This window comes from Coriobacterium glomerans PW2, from assembly GCF_000195315.1.
In the GTDB taxonomy this organism is placed as follows: Bacteria; Actinomycetota; Coriobacteriia; order Coriobacteriales; family Coriobacteriaceae; genus Coriobacterium; species Coriobacterium glomerans.
Genome location: NC_015389.1, coordinates 34,767 through 48,891, shown reverse-complemented (window position 1 = coordinate 48,891; position 14,125 = coordinate 34,767). Strand labels below are relative to the sequence as shown.

The 14,125-nt window shown below is 59.3% G+C and carries 15 protein-coding genes and 1 tRNA gene; 4 read left to right on the top strand and 12 right to left on the bottom strand.

Going from position 1 to position 14,125, the window contains the following annotated elements; translation table 11 throughout:
• Positions 1-103 precede the first annotated feature (103 nt).
• The 11 genes from CORGL_RS00235 to CORGL_RS09875 form a co-directional block, all read right to left on the bottom strand.
• The gene (locus CORGL_RS00235; protein ID WP_013707915.1) at positions 104-1,384 is read right to left on the bottom strand and encodes an aminopeptidase; all 1,281 of its coding nucleotides are present in this window, start codon (positions 1,382-1,384) and stop codon (positions 104-106) included.
• A gap of 8 nt (positions 1,385-1,392) precedes the next feature.
• Positions 1,393-2,133, bottom strand: a complete 741-nt coding sequence (locus CORGL_RS00230) for a hypothetical protein (protein ID WP_013707914.1) — start codon at positions 2,131-2,133, stop codon at positions 1,393-1,395.
• Positions 2,130-3,020, bottom strand: a complete 891-nt coding sequence (locus CORGL_RS00225) for a phosphoribosylaminoimidazolesuccinocarboxamide synthase (RefSeq protein WP_013707913.1) — start codon at positions 3,018-3,020, stop codon at positions 2,130-2,132. Before CORGL_RS00225 ends, CORGL_RS00230 begins: the two co-directional genes overlap by 4 nt.
• 103 nt (positions 3,021-3,123) lie before the next feature.
• Positions 3,124-4,758: a HAMP domain-containing sensor histidine kinase gene (locus CORGL_RS00220; protein ID WP_013707912.1), complete on the bottom strand. Its 1,635-nt coding sequence runs from the start codon at positions 4,756-4,758 to the stop codon at positions 3,124-3,126.
• A complete protein-coding gene (locus CORGL_RS00215) occupies positions 4,759-5,487 on the bottom strand; it encodes a response regulator transcription factor (RefSeq protein WP_013707911.1) in 729 nt (242 codons plus the stop codon).
• A 251-nt stretch (positions 5,488-5,738) separates the two neighbouring features.
• Complete coding sequence (locus tag CORGL_RS00210) at positions 5,739-6,338, bottom strand: hypothetical protein (protein WP_013707910.1); 600 nt, start codon at positions 6,336-6,338, stop codon at positions 5,739-5,741.
• 120 nt (positions 6,339-6,458) lie between these two features.
• Complete coding sequence (locus CORGL_RS09265; protein ID WP_013707909.1) at positions 6,459-7,025, bottom strand: hypothetical protein; 567 nt, start codon at positions 7,023-7,025, stop codon at positions 6,459-6,461.
• Positions 7,026-7,242: 217 nt separating this feature from the next.
• On the bottom strand, positions 7,243-8,484 hold the full coding sequence (locus CORGL_RS00200) for a hypothetical protein (protein ID WP_013707908.1): 1,242 nt from the start codon (positions 8,482-8,484) through the stop codon (positions 7,243-7,245).
• Entirely contained in the window at positions 8,462-9,850 is a 1,389-nt protein-coding gene (purB, locus tag CORGL_RS00195; RefSeq protein WP_013707907.1) for an adenylosuccinate lyase, read from the bottom strand. Before purB ends, CORGL_RS00200 begins: the two co-directional genes overlap by 23 nt.
• An 80-nt stretch (positions 9,851-9,930) precedes the next feature.
• Positions 9,931-10,005, bottom strand: a tRNA-Gly gene (locus tag CORGL_RS00190).
• 283 nt (positions 10,006-10,288) lie between these two features.
• The gene (locus tag CORGL_RS09875; protein ID WP_172633497.1) at positions 10,289-10,702 is read right to left on the bottom strand and encodes a hypothetical protein; all 414 of its coding nucleotides are present in this window, start codon (positions 10,700-10,702) and stop codon (positions 10,289-10,291) included.
• 144 nt (positions 10,703-10,846) lie between these two features.
• Between CORGL_RS09875 and CORGL_RS00180 the strand changes: the two genes are divergently transcribed.
• From CORGL_RS00180 to CORGL_RS09525, 4 genes are all read left to right on the top strand, one after another.
• Positions 10,847-11,362, top strand: a complete 516-nt coding sequence (locus tag CORGL_RS00180; RefSeq protein WP_013707906.1) for a hypothetical protein — start codon at positions 10,847-10,849, stop codon at positions 11,360-11,362.
• Positions 11,363-11,448: 86 nt separating this feature from the next.
• Positions 11,449-11,781 carry a hypothetical protein gene (locus CORGL_RS00175; protein WP_156789727.1) on the top strand — a complete coding sequence of 111 codons (333 nt, stop codon included), beginning with the start codon at positions 11,449-11,451 and terminating at the stop codon, positions 11,779-11,781.
• Between the two features lie 248 nt (positions 11,782-12,029).
• A complete protein-coding gene (locus CORGL_RS09530; RefSeq protein WP_013707904.1) occupies positions 12,030-12,851 on the top strand; it encodes a MerR family transcriptional regulator in 822 nt (273 codons plus the stop codon).
• Between the two features lie 102 nt (positions 12,852-12,953).
• Positions 12,954-13,430 (top strand): SAM-dependent methyltransferase, encoded by a 477-nt coding sequence (locus tag CORGL_RS09525; protein ID WP_013707903.1) that lies wholly within the window; start codon positions 12,954-12,956, stop codon positions 13,428-13,430.
• A 415-nt stretch (positions 13,431-13,845) separates the two neighbouring features.
• Here CORGL_RS09525 and CORGL_RS10125 read toward each other — a convergent pair whose 3' ends face one another.
• Positions 13,846-14,037, bottom strand: a complete 192-nt coding sequence (locus CORGL_RS10125; RefSeq protein WP_049777630.1) for an ATP-binding protein — start codon at positions 14,035-14,037, stop codon at positions 13,846-13,848.
• Between the last annotated feature and the right edge of the window lie 88 nt (positions 14,038-14,125).

The following is a 14,125-nucleotide window of genomic DNA, read 5'->3' as shown; positions in this document are numbered from 1 at the left end:
CACGGCCGCGAGAACATGTTCGAGGTGGATGCGACGCGAGACGCAAGCCTGGAGAGGTCGGTGAGAATCGGAAGCGGACCTTTGCGCCATCGCGACCGCGCCGCTACTCCCAGCTCCATTGCCCGTTGACGAAGATGGACGTCTCGCGACCCTCTGCGTCCATACCGCAGATATTGAGGTCGTCTGCGCCGATCATGAAGTCGACATGCGTGCTCGACATGTTCACGCCCTTCTTGCGGAGCTTCTCGGGGGTCATGTCGTAACCGCCCTCGTAGCACTCCGGAAACCCGATGCCGAGAGCCAGATGGCAGCTCGCGTTCTCATCGTAGAGCGTGTCGAAAAACAAGATGCCGCTCTCGCGGATCGGCGTGTTCTTGGAGATGAGCGCCACCTCGCCGAGCCGACTGGAACCCCGATCGAGCTCGATGATGCTTCTGAGCGCCTCGACGCCCACCTCGGCGTCGTAGTCGACGACGCGGCCGGCCTCGAAGCGCAGCCAGAATCGATCGATCCTCGTACCATGGTGGATGACTGGCAGCGCCGCGTGCACGATGCCCTCGACATGCTCGCAATCCGGAGAGGTGAACACCTCCTCGGTGGGAACGTTCGGAAAGAACGGGTGCTCCTGCGGGGTCTCGGCTTTGCCGCCCGCCCAGATATGACGGTCGGTCATACCGACCGTGAGATCTGTGCCATTCTTGGAACGGTAACGCAGGCTCGCGAAATGATGCTCGTTCAAGAAGCGCAGATTCTTCTCGAACGTCGCATCATGCAGCTCCCAGTCGCTCTCGGGATCCTCGCCGTCGGCGCGCGCCGCGGATAGGATCGCGCACCACAACCGGTAGAGGGCGACCTCCTCGCACGCGTCCGGAAACACATGACGAGCCCATGCCGGCACCGGAGCGCCGGCGCAGCACCAGGGGTTGATGTTGAAGTCGAGACCGCGTCGGAACGATTTGCACTGGCTGTTGCGCGCCGAGGCTGCCGTCGCAGGCTTCGCCGGATCGATGCCCTGCAACGCAGCGGGGTCCGCCCCCTCGACGAAGACGAAGCAGGCACCCGCTTGGGCGAGCGACTCGAGCTGGACGCGCTCCCATTCGGGCACCCGCTCCAAGGAAGCGAGATCCACATGCTCGTAGGTGAGACGAGTCACGGCATCATCGCGCCAGATCACCGTCACATGAGCGGCGCCGGCGGCGTACGCCTTGCGGGTCAGCAGCTCGGCGAACCTCCGCTGCTCGACCGCCGCCTCGACGACGACCTCCTGACCGGACCGCACGTTCACGCCTCTACGGATGATGAGGTCGGCATAACGCTCGATCTTGGGCATCAGCTTGACCATGCCCGCACAGGCGTCCTCTGCGGTCAGCTCGGCTCGGATCATAGGTCTTCCTAGCTCTTGGATTTGGAGCGGCCGCCGTGCGCCTCTGAGCGTCGCCGAGCGGATCGCCTGGTGGCGGGGCCTGAGGACGAGCCGGTCTCGGATCCGTCCGTCGGACTCGCGTCAGCGTCTCGGGACTTTTTTCTGCCGGGAACGAGCCTGGCGAGCAGACCCCGCCGGGAAGCGCGAGCGGCCTGATCGCGCGCGGCGGCGCGCTCGAGCAGACTCACGAGCTTGCGCTCGGAGAGGCCCTGAGCCTGAGCGCGGTAGAAGTTGCGGATCGGTCTCAGCCGGACGGCATCGTAGATGAGCGCGACGATCATGACGCCATAGAAGATGATGAAGCTCACGAACTGCAGGCTGGCCGGCGGAATGAGAGCGCGTCGACGCATCGCGAACATGATGATGATCGTCGCCGCCGCCAGCACTGCGGCGACGCCGACGACGATCCACAGATGTCCCCGGCGCTTCCTGTAGTCATCATCTTGTTTCATGAGGATGTTCGAGACATCGAAGATGCGATCCTCCTGTATGCGCCGCTGCTGACGGCGGGCGCGTTTCTCCTCACGAGTGAGTCCCTGGAGCGACTCGCCCTGCTCGAGCTGTCGACGACGATCCCTCGAGGATGCCGGAGCGACGCGCACCGAGCCGGCGGCTTCGCGCGCGGGCTTGGCCGACGCCGCCGAACGACGGGCGACGCCGCGGCGCTCGCGCGTCTGCGAGCGCTTGTTCATCGGGCTGCGCGTGCTCACCGGTCGATCTCCCCCATGCTTGAGAACGGATCGCCCGTGATGAGCTCGAACGCCTCGCGGTAGCGCGCGGACGTCCCCTCGATGACCTCTTCAGGCAGCCGCGGTGCGTCTCCGCGCATGTCCCAGTTCCCCTTGAGCCAATCGCGAACGAACTGCTTGTCATAGCTCGGTTGAACGCGGCCCTCCTCATAGCGCGCCGCGGGCCAGAACCGGCTCGAGTCCGGCGTCAGGCACTCGTCGATCAAGGTGAGACGTCCGTCGATGAGACCGAACTCGAACTTCGTATCAGCGATGATGATGCCACGCGACAGCGCGTAGTCCGCTGCGGCCTGATAGATCTCGAGCGAAAGGTCGCGCAGCCGCGCGGCCAGATCAGCGCCGACGATATCGGCGGTCCGCTCGAAGGATATGTTTTCGTCGTGGTCGCCGATCTGAGCTTTGGTAGAGGGTGTGAACAGCGGTTCGGGCAGCTTCGACGCCTCGGTGAGACCCGCTGGCAGACGGATCCCGCACACGGTGCCGTCCGCATCGTAGGTCTGCTTGCCCGATCCTGTCAGGTAGCCGCGAACGATGCACTCGATCATGATGGGCTCGGCGCGGCGCACGAGCATCGCGCGACCCGCGAGATAGTCGCGATAGGCTGCGAACTCATCGGGAAATTCGTCCGGATCGATCGAGATCATATGGTTGGGAACCATGTCGGAGAAGCGATCGAACCAGAAGGCCGAGATGCGGTTCAGCACCTCGCCCTTGCGGGGAATCTCATCGGGAAGGATGAAATCGAAAGCGGAGATGCGATCCGTCGCGACCATGAGCAGGCGATCGCCCGCATCGTATATGTCGCGAACCTTGCCCCGGGAATCCGGACGGCGCTCAATCGAACTCACGTGAGTCAACTCCTCAGCTCAATACATCGGATCGATCGCGCGGCGTGCGCACGCGCGCGGCGCGCCGAAAGGTCGCGATGGCCTGCGACCGGCTCCGGCGAGCCTATTGGTCCATTGTAGTTGAAGGAGTCTCAAACGATTGCTCGCGCGGCAAATGAATCGTAAAAGTCGTACCCTTTTCAAGTTCGGACTCGACCGAGATATAGCCATGGTGGCGCTCGATGCTTTGTTTGGTCACCGCAAGGCCAACGCCCAGGCCTCCCGCCTCCCGTGCGCGGCTCGCGTCAGCGCGCCAGAATCGGCTGAAGATCCGGGAGAGATCCTCCTTGGCGATGCCGATGCCGGTGTCTTTGACCGATATCATGACAAAGCGCCGCTCGGAGCGCACCGAGACGACGACCCAGCCGCCCTCGGGGGTGTAGCGCATCGCGTTGCTCAAAAGGTTGATGATGGCCTGGGTGATCATATCGGGATCCATCTCGATGCAAACCGAGCGTCCCTGTGTCTCATCGGCGAATCGCAGGCGCAGATCCCTGGCCACGAACAGCTGCTGCTGGCTCGCCACGATCGCCTGAACGAACGGTATGATGTCCACGCGCTCGATATTGAGCTTGGACGTGCGCATCTCCATCCGCGACAGGTCGAGCATCTGCTGCACGAGTCGGGAGAGCCTGCGCGTCTCGGACGCGACGGTCTCCAGATGCTCATCATCCGCGGGGAGCACGCCGTCTTGCATGGCCTCGACCGTCGCGAGCATCGCCATGAGCGGGGTCCGCAGCTCGTGCGCGACATCGGAGGTGAGCCGCCGCTCGTGCTTGAGGTCGTTCTCAAGCGAGGTCGCCATCTCATCGAACGTCTCACCGAGCTGGTCGATCTCATCGTTGCCCACCAACGCGGTTCGAGCCGACAGGTCGCCATCGCGGATCTGCTTGGCCGTCCCGGTGATGCGCCTTATCGGGTTCGTGAGCATGCGCGACACGAACAGCCCGATCAGGATCGCGATGGCGATCGCTATGATCGCCGCGAGAAACATCGCGTTGGAGGTCTTCTCCCTGAACGCCGTGTCAGCCTTGGTGAGCAGCGCATCGGAGCCGAGAACCCACATGCGCAGCTTGCCGACGACGGTGCCGTCGGCAAGCTCGATCGGCTCGGTGAGAGCACCCTCCTGATCGGTGGGAGCGCTCGATGTGAGCCCGTGCGCCGCGCCGCTTCCGCGACCGCCACCGGTGCCGCCGCCTGACCCGGAGTCGCTTCCGCTGCCATCTTTATCGGCAGCGGGAGGCTGCGATGAGTCGGGACCCTGAGCGGGTCCCAGAAGATCTGCAGCCGCCGGGGCCGCCGGCCAGGTGTCGTCGTACAGGATCTTTCCTGTATCGTCGAGCACCTGCAGACCGATGTCTCTCGATATCCGATCGGATTTCGCGGCGGCCACCAAGTCGTCGGTCGTCCATTCGCCGTTTTTTTCGTAGGTCTCCGCAAGCTTTCGCGCGGTGAGGTGAGCCAGCTCGGTCATATTCGCGCGCGTGTACTCTGAGAAGACGCCGCTCCACACGAACGTGACCACGCACACAAGCGTGATGACCGTCATGGCAGAGCAGATCGCGAACCAAACCGCCATGCGAGAGGCATACGACAGCCCGGTGCGAGAATCATTTCGAGGCGTGTTCCAGCTCGAACGTGACCCCGTTTCGTCAGACTGTCTATGCCTTTGTCCGATTACCAGACGCGCGGGCAGCATCTACTCGCTCTCGTCAGCCTTCGCCGCCGGCTGGGCCGGAGCCTCGAAGCGGTAACCCACTCCGTGGACCGTGTAGAGCCATTTGGGCTTCTTGGGATCATCGCCGAGCTTGGCGCGGAGGTTCTTGACGTGCGAGTCGATCGTGCGCTCATAGCCCTCGAAGTCGTACCCCAAAACCTTCTCGACCAGCTCCATGCGGTTGTAGACGCGCCCGGGATGGCGCGCGAGCGTGGTCAGAAGCTTGAACTCGGAGGCGGTGAGATCAACCTCGTTGCCCTCCACCAAGATCTTGTGCCCGGAGATATCGATGACCAGATCCCCGAAATCGAGCACCTCGACTTGGGGCTCGTCGGCCAGATGAGTGCGCCGAAACAGCGCGCGAACCCTCGCGACGAGCTCGCGAGGCGAGAACGGCTTGATGATGTAATCGTCGGCGCCGAGTTCAAGACCGATGATGCGATCCTCCACCTCGCCTTTGGCGGTCAGCATGATGATGGGTACATCCGAGGTGTCGCGAATGGCACGGCAGACGCGCTCGCCTGAGAGCTTGGGCAGCATGAGGTCGAGTACGATCAGATCGAACTGATGCTTTTCGAACTCCTCGACCGCAGATTGGCCGTCCCCGACACCGACGACCCAGTAACCTTCGCGCTCGAGATAGGCTGCGACGGCGTCGCGGATAGCCTTCTCGTCTTCGACCAGCAGAATTTTTCTCGCATCCGAAGCCATGACGAGGCCTCCTCATCTCAACATTGAAAGAATCAATTCATTCTAGCGCAGGCGACGCGCGATTGCACATCAGCCGTCGGAGGCTCGTCGCATCTGCAGACGTCGAATGCGCTCATGATGTGAAGTATTCCCATATCTGCGGTTTTCTTCCAGCAGGCGATATATCTCGTCAAATTCGCCGCGGCGCTCCGTCGCGATACCGTCATGCGGCCGGAGCGCTCTCATCGCGGCGCGGAGCGCAGTGAGATCTCCTATAACCAAGACCCCGACGACATGCCCCTTATCGTGTCGTTAATGCCCATCGCATGGGCGAGCGCGTCGCGAGCCTTGTCCGAATCCGCGTTCCACGTGCCATCGTCGCCTCTGTGATAGATGAACGTGCAGTCGGTCTTCTTGGTCTCGGTATCCTTGATCGCCTTCATCATGCTGTCGCGCATGAGGTTCTTCAGCTTGGCGTAATTGCCCATATCCGAATAGCCCTTTATGTTCGAACCCAACTCGACCACGAGATGGCCGATGAAGGACTGCAGCTGCTTGCAGTTGATGCTCACGTGCGCGGTCGCGGTATCGCCATCAATCTCGATATCCTCGATCTTGTAGTCGAAAGCCTCGAAAAACGACTTGGCGAACTCTTTGGGGTCGATGTTGAGCTCCCGGAACTCTCTGCTCGCATCACCGAGCATCGAGTCGGTGATCTTTTCGTCGGCATGCTTGACCGAGTCGAGCCTCTCACTGAGGTTGCGCGCGATCATTCCCTCTGCTACGGGCAACCCGCAGCTGCTCAGCGATACCATGCACAGTGCCGCCATCAGAGATGCGACGGCGAACGCAAACACGCTCCTCTTCTTCATGATCCCTCCACGGAAAACGAGATTGACATCGGTTGCGGACGTATTCACTTCGGTCGAGCTGAACGATGTGGAACAAGCTCGACGTGGCTCGCGCGAGCCGCCGAGGTGCGAGAGCGCGTTCTATCGCTGCCCTAGCGCGCGGGCGAGCTCATCGCTTTGGGTCGCGTCCGCGGACCATTCGTCGGTCTTCTTCGTGAAGTTGAAATCGCAATCGGTGTCGCGTGGATCCGCCTGATCGACCGAGCTCTCGAGTGCATCTTTCATTATCTTGTTGAAGTCATCGGAGCCGGTTTTTGCATGGTTCTGCATGGCCTGCGCAAAGATCTTCTCTTGGAATTTCGTCATGATTTCTTTGAATGACTTGCAGGTCAGCGTGACGTGAGCCGTTGCCTTGTTGCCGTTCACATCGATGCTGTTGATCTTGTAGTCGAACTTGTCGAAGAGCGATCGGGTGACCTCTTTGGGGTCGATGCCATACTCTTTGATCGAGTCGGCACCGTCGCCGATCATCTTATCGATCGTATCGTCTTTGAGCTGTTTTACCGAGTCGAGATTCTCACTGATCTTTGTTCGGATGATGTCGGCGTCTGACGGCCCCCCGCAGCCTCCGAGCAGCACCGCGCATATCACGATGATAGCGAATAGCGAGGCGACGACCGTTTTTCTTTTCATTGCGTTGCTGTTCATGATCCCTCCAGATTATGCCAGTGGCCCGGCCGGACCACTCCCCGAGATGCGGCGTACAATTCCCCGATATGCGCCGATCTCCATAGCATACCAGCGCGCTTTGTCGATTTATTCGGGATGCGCGGATTATTTCAAAGCGGTTGGATGTTTTCGGTGAGAAGCACGAAGGGCCGGTCCGCGGACTCAGCGGAACCCCCCCCTCCCCGCCCGATGGAGGCTAGATCGAGAAGAGGCGCGCGGTCACAGCGTCGGGGATGCCCTGATCGTTGCGGGTGGTCGCATATGTGAGAATCTTCGTTGTCGCACCCTCGCTCGCAGGATAGTCCCCGAAGTCCAGGCAGCGGTCCGGCGCGCGCAGCGTCGCGTAGGTCTTGGCATCGGTATCGATGAGGAAGTGCGACGACTGGGACTTGATGAGATAGCGCCCGCCGTTTGCGACCGGGCACGCGAGCGGTTCGCGCTCGAGGAACACGTAGGAGTCACCTGCGCGCCCGATGAACGTGCCCATCTTGCCCAACGCGCCGACACCATCGTATGCGGCCTCGATCGAGAAGGCGAAGCGCTCGTTCATGTACACCGCCTCGAACGGTTTGACCCCTTCGGGCAATATGAGCTGGTCGACCTTGGTGACTTCTGATCTTGTGAGGTCGTATGCGGTCATACCGATATACGTCCCCTTGGACTGCAGCACGCGCGGTGTCAGCGTCAGGATGCCCTCGGCGCAGCGCGGCTGCGTCGAGAAGCGGCCCTGAGACTCCACGAGCTGAGCACCCTCTCGCTCGCCGACGCTCCAACGCATGCATGAGGAGTTCTCCGCGGAGCGCTTGCCAGTTGCCGTGGGCATATGCAGCCAAATGACGCTGGAGCCGTTCACGGTGAAGCGAGCGGGCTCGTAATCTCTGTCCCCCTCGTCGAGCTTCACGGGGTCGCCTGAGACCCTGCCGGCTGAGAGCTCTTGCGCCATGAGCACCCAGACGCGCCGAGCGAAGTCCATCTCCACCCAGGCGCACACCGAATCGGAGCAGCGAGCATCGAAGAACCCATAGCCCGTCCCCTGCGCGGGCGCATCGACGAGCGTGGCCATCTTGCCGCTCGCGAGGCTGAGGGCTCCCAGCTTGTTGGGGGTCTGCGCTGAGGCTGGCGCGAGCATCGCCACCGCCCATGAACCCTCCGTGTGGAACAGGACCGTGCCCAAGGGAAGCTTCCAGGTCTGTTTGGGCTCCAGCTGCGCCTCGGCTTTGTCGTAGTCCTCGATCACGGAGACGATCTTGGATTTGTCGTTGATCACCTGGGGGTCTCCCGCAGAGGCGGCGGAACCACCGTCATGCGAGGAGCATCCGCTGAGCACTCCCGCCGCGGAGGCGGCTCCCAGCGTGAGAAGTCCTGCGAGCGTGAACCGACGGCGCGTGATGCCGCCTCGCTCGGCAGGCTTGGATTCACCCGTGAAATCGCGGCCCATGCGTCCCTCCCGCCGGCGTCGATGCGAAGCTGAGGCTCTCGAGGCGATCGAAGACGACGTCCGCGCGCGTGAGAAAGCTGCGCGGGTCGAAGATCCCGTCGAGGTCGGAAGCGGTGAGCGTGCACGCCGGATCGAGCTCCAAGCACTCGCGCAGGGTTCTTCCCGGGCGCGACTCGTGGACGTCCTCCCAGACCCGCATGGAAGCGCGCTGCACGATCGCATAGGCGTCTTCGCGCGTGATGCCGGTATCCACCAAGGCGAGCAGCACTTTCGAGGAGAAGATGAGCCCGCGGGTCCGATCGAGGTTGGCGTGCATGTTCGCCGGATACAGAACGAGACCGTCCACGATGCGCGTCAGGCAGCAGAGCATGTGGTCCAAGGCGATGAAGCTGTCTGCCTGGGCGACGCGTTCGGCGGAGCTGTGGGAGATGTCGCGTTCGTGCCACAGCGCCACATCGTCGAAGGCGACCTGCGCGTTGGCCTTCACGACGCGCGCCAGTCCGCAGACCTTCTCGGCGGTGATGGGATTGCGCTTGTGGGGCATGGCGGACGACCCCTTCTGGCCGCGTCGAAACGGCTCCTCCGCTTCAAGGGTGTCGGTCTTCTGCAGGGCGCGGATCTCGGTGGCGATGCGCTCGCAGGTGGCGGCGGTGCAGGCGAGCACCCCGGCGAGATACGCATGATGGTCACGGCTTATGACCTGTGTGGAAAGCGGATCGCCTGTGAGCCCCAGATGCTCGCAGACATAGCCCTCGACGAAGGGATCAATGGAGGAATAGGTTCCCACCGCACCGGAGATCGCGCCGACGGCAACCTGTTCGCGCGCCTCCATAAGGCGGTCGAGGTCGCGTCTGAGCTCCCAGGCCCAGCTGCCGAACTTCATGCCGAACGTCATGGGCTCGGCGTGAATGCCATGAGTGCGCCCGACGCACAGGGTATCGCGCTCCTCCAGGCCGCGACGGCGGCAGATCGCGCCCAGGGAGCGCACATCCTCGATCAGGATATCGGTCGCCTGGACGAGCTGCCGACACAGCGCCGTGTCGCCCAGATCCGAGCTGGTCATGCCGTAGTGCACCCAACGACTGGGCTTGGGAGCCCCTTCAGGCGCCTTGGCATCGATGTATGCGCCCATGTTGGTGAGAAAGGCGATGACATCATGGTTCGTGACGCGTTCGATCTCATCGACCTCTTCGCAGCTGAAGGCCGCGTGCTCGCGGATCCAAGCCGCCTCACGGCGCGTGATGCCGATGACCCCAAGCTCCGCCTGGGCCTCGCAAGCGAGCACCTCGATCTCCTGCCAGATGGCGTACTTGTTCTCGAGCGAGAAGACGGCGCCCATCTCCGGACGGGTGTAGCGATCGATCATGGTGGCTCCTTCGGCTGGATATCCGACGGTCAGAAACGAAAAACAGCCCGGAGCGCATTCGCCGCGGGCTGTGTGTGCTCTGGAGCGGGTGACGGGACTCGAACCCGCGAATACCAGCTTGGGAAGCTGGGGCCTTACCACTTGGCAACACCCGCCTGATCTGCGCTCGCCGACGAAGGGCGCCGAGCGTCGATTGCGTGCATCAGTATAACGCGGTCGGCAGGAGAAGAGCAAGACGGATCCGTCTGTCCTCCCCGATGCGTGGACGCGCAGGCGGCGCGCATTGTGGCGGGCGAGCGACGGGCCGGTCTCATCAGAGGGTTCCCTGTCCGCGTCGCCGACGCGCCGAGGCGGCATCGACAGATCCCCACGCCGCCAGCTGAAGGGCCGCGGCGAAGTTGCGGGGAGTTCCAGCAAAAAACATCGTGGCACACGCCGTCATTTTGTCGGAATCCGCCCGCAAGTCGCCAGGGACGGTGAATATAAAATATGCTGCTTTATCGCTCGTCGAGCGTTCTCATTCTTCTTGTTGTACATGAGAATGAATACGAAATTCTCTCTGATAAGGGCTTTTATCGCGAACGCTTCCAATCCCGTCGAAAGATTGCCGCGTCTAAGTTCTTCCCTAAAACCGCTCTCGAAATAAGACAAGACAGGAAAACGGCCCCGAACTTCCTGGTGAAAATCGCCAAGGCAAAGCGCATTTCCTGTCATCAAAGCGGCATCAAGCTGTTTGCTCCTCACACTATCTTCGGAGAAGGCTGAAGGACTCGCAGCTTCAACCTCATCAGAAAGGGTCGAGGGACCGGCGATCTCGATCTCATCCGATGTGAGAGAGGAGGTTTCTCTCATTTCTTCGAAACGTCTATACGTGATTTCACGAAGGCGGAGCTGACGTCAGCGCTGGAAGGGCCGACAAAGCCGACCACCATCCCCATGCTACAATCCTCCCGATGACCGTCGGGCGAAGATCCCAAGGGGGGGGGGGTTCACGTCATGCTGCTTCCCGCCACGTTCGACTACAGCTTCGAGCTGCGCGACTGGCGTCGCTACGTCTCCATGAGGGAGGGCAGGTACTACCAGCCCGTGTTCCTCTTGGGGGTGCTGGTGCTGCCCGCCTGCACGATCGGCATGGTACTGCTCTTCCTGGAGATGCTCTCCTCGCCGTCCTCGACCGACGTGATGATGCTGACGGTGATGGCGGCCATGGTCGCCTTCTCGATCCTCTCCGACGTGTTCGGCCTGATCCCCTTCGGCGGGATACGGAGCATCGCCATGCCCTCCTGCCCGCCGGCTGGCGCGGGAGATGAGGCTCCTCATCCGCGCGTACAGGCGCCTCCGGACGTCGCGCTGGCGCGTTCAGCTCGACTGATCGATCTCTCGCCGCGAATCATTCATGAGCTCGCTGTACCTGCGCCGCTCCTGGTTGATATCGAATTCCATCTCACACCTCCTTCGGATGGTCGCAGAAGTCGAGTGCGACGTCCATCAGGGCGCGCCCGTCGCCGATGAAGTCGAAGCCCTGGTACTGGCAGACTCTGGACAGGCCGTCGTCGTCGAACCAGTCGTCGGGGTATCCCGGCAAAGGCGAGGAGCCGTTGAAGAGACAGAAGCCCTTCTGGGGGATGAGGCCCGCTGCACCTCGTCTGGAACCGGCCGGCGTGCGGATAGGGAAGGGCGAAGCCGAGGTTCCACTCGTAGGCGCAGGAGGGGCCGGTCTTGCTGTAGGCGAAGAGCCGGGTGAAGACGCCCGCGCAGGTGCGCTTCAGATCGAGGAGGGCGGTCGCGTCGACGCCGTAGCGGAGCGCGCAGAGGCGGACATCCTCCATGTCGCCTTCGAACAGCTCGCGTCGCGTCTCGTTGGTATCGGTGTCCTCCTTCGGGCCCCACGGCCGGATCGCGTGCTGCGGCCCCACGAGGGGGAGAAGTAGCCGTCGAGACCGAAGGCCCGCTCGAAGGAGGCGGCCCTCGCGTCTGTATTTAGTTAATAGTTTCTGAGCAAAAAGAGCATTGGTTTCTGAGCACTTTGGTCACCGGATGTGATCACCTTTACTGAGCACCCCCCCCCCTCACAGAACTTCGGTAACGTGTGAAAACCATGCTGCTTATATTTGTATTTTTACGATTGAAGTATAAAAGAACGACCGTAATATTTAATGGCGGTAAAGGAGGTGATGAAATGTTTAGAATAGGTGAATTTTCAAAGCTGGCAGAAGTTTCAATCCGTATGCTTCGCTATTACGATGCAATAGGAATCTTGAAGCCGGCAGAAGTTGATAAATGGACAGGACATCGATTGTACTCGGTGGAGCAAATACCGCGTTTAAATAAAATATTGTATCTGCGAGACAGTGGTTTTAATGTTGATGAAATAGCACATGTACTTGATATGGACGATTATTTACTTCTTGAACACCTTGAGAGAAAACGGTCTGAGATTAATCGGGTTATACAAGGCGAACAGAAAAAATTAAAGAAAATAGCAATTGCCAAAGACGAGATACAGTGCAATAAAAGCGAACTACATTACAACATTTCCATTAAATCAATACCGGGGCAAAAAGTGCTTTCTTTGCGTAAGATTGTGCCGACATACCATTCTGAAGGAGATTTATGGAATGAAATTTCTGCTTTTGCCAAAGATAAAAAAATAAAAATATCTAATAATACTTTTTCAATTTATCACGATACAGAATATAAGGAACGGGATGTTGATATTGAATTATGTGCTCCGGTAAATACACTGCAAAAAAATACTCCAATGCCTTCGTCATTTTGTTTTCGTATTACCGAGCCAATACAGACTATGGCTTCCACAATGGTATATGGAGATTTTTCAAATATCAGCGGTGCGTATATTGCATTTTCCAAATGGCTACAAAAGAACAGTCAATATCGAATGTTAAACCCTATGCGGCAAATTGTTCATAGAGGTCCGTGGAATGAGAATGATTCGCTGAAATTTTTAATTGAAATTCAAATACCGTTAGAACTTGAATAGATGTGCCCTGTAAAAATTTCAAAATATACTCATTTCCCTCTTGCACCTCACACGATGTGAGGTATTACGCTGGTTTTACCAATAAAAAACAGGAGGTACAACATGAGTTATTTGAAGTTAAACCCCATTGGAGAGGTAAAGAGTGATGAAGGCGGAGCATTTATTCAATTAAAGTCAGAGTATATTTCAGCAATGGCGGCATTAGATGGATTTAGCCATATCAATGTAATATGGTGGTTCAGTGATTGCGATAATGAAACTGACAGAAACACGTTACAGAGTGAACAGCCTTATAAAGGTGCGCCAAAGGTAATGGGAGCTTTCGCCACAAGGTCGCCCGCCCGTCCTAATCCCATCGCTTTGACAGCTTCGGAAATCATTAACATTGATTTTGACTTAGGGATTATCCGAGTTGCTTTTATTGACGCAAATGATGGTACGCCTATCCTCGATATAAAGCCTTATACACCAAGCTTTGATAGAGTTGAAACTCCTGGCGTTCCTGCATGGTGCAGCGAGTGGCCAAAAAGCACGGAAGCATCGGGCAATTTTAATTGGGATAAGGTATTTAACTTCTAAGGAGGGTTTATGAAACTTAGAGATTATATTCGCGATAAACCTGTCTTGAAACAGAACAGTTGATATTGCGTACTCTAAAACCTACAGAAGAACTCTATCATCGCGTCGCATCGATACCGTGCAACAGACGGTTATCGATGCGAGCCGCTCGTATTCCCATGCACCACACCGATCGGTATAAAAGTTGTGGTTTCTGATGTGCGCTCAAGTAAGGTCGATCGCGCAACGCTCTTCGCTCATTGGTCCACGGTTGTTTTCCGAGGGTTGTCGACGTTCGGGGGCCATGGCCGTCCGGCCAGCTCGTCAAGTGCGCAGTCGTAGTAGTCGGCTGCCATCCACGCCTCCTCGAGTCCGATGTCGTTTATTTAGTCAACAGTCTCCGAGCAAAAAGAGCATCGGTTTCTGAGCACTTTGGTCACCGGATGTGATCACCTTTTCTGAGCACCCGCTCCTCTCGCATGTGGGTGCCTCGCACGCGGTGAGACTCCCCGTGAAATCGGATCAGCCTGCCGTGGCGAACGCGTCCATCGATCACCGCCGCGACCATCTGATCGTCGCTGAAGACGGCACCCCACCTCGAGAACTCCAGGTTCGACGCGTTGATCACCGAGATGCCTCTCGCAGGAGTCGGCGATCACCCGGAACAGGAGCCGCGCGCCGTCGGCGTCGAGCGGCAAGAAGCCGGACTCGGCCGC